The 416-nt window shown below is 72.6% G+C and carries 1 protein-coding gene; it reads left to right on the top strand.

All coding sequences use genetic code 11. The features are described 5' to 3' along the window. Positions 1–416, top strand: a 416-nt coding sequence (locus ACLZOT_RS50140) for an AAA family ATPase (RefSeq protein ID WP_416976008.1), incomplete at both ends; no start/stop codon positions are given.

The raw sequence follows: 416 nt of genomic DNA, 5'->3' as shown, positions 1-416 counted from the left end.
CATCGCGGCCGTCGGCCTGACAGCGCACGCCCAGAAGAAGGTACGGATGCTGTCCGGCGGGCAGCGCCGCAGACTGGACGTGGCCATCGGCCTCGTCGGCCGCCCCGAGCTGCTGTTCCTCGACGAGCCGACCGCCGGCCTCGACCCGGTGGCCCGGCGCGAGTTCCACGAACTGGTGGAGAGCCTCGCCGCCCAGCGGCACACCACGATCGTGCTCACCACCCACGACCTGTCCGAGGCCGAGAAGCTCTCCGACCGCATCATGGTGCTCGACGGCGGCCGCATCATCGCCGACGGCACCGCGGCGGACCTGGCCCGGCGGATCGCCGGCGAGGACCACGTGCGGTGGACCCTGGAGGGCCGCCGCCACGAGCACACCACCACCGAGTCCACCCGCTTCGTCCGTGAGCTCTTCG

Origin of the sequence: Streptomyces sp. 4F14 (genome assembly GCF_048159485.1) — a bacterium.
In the GTDB taxonomy this organism is placed as follows: domain Bacteria; phylum Actinomycetota; class Actinomycetes; order Streptomycetales; family Streptomycetaceae; genus Streptomyces.
This window is presented reverse-complemented; position numbering and strand designations above follow the sequence as displayed.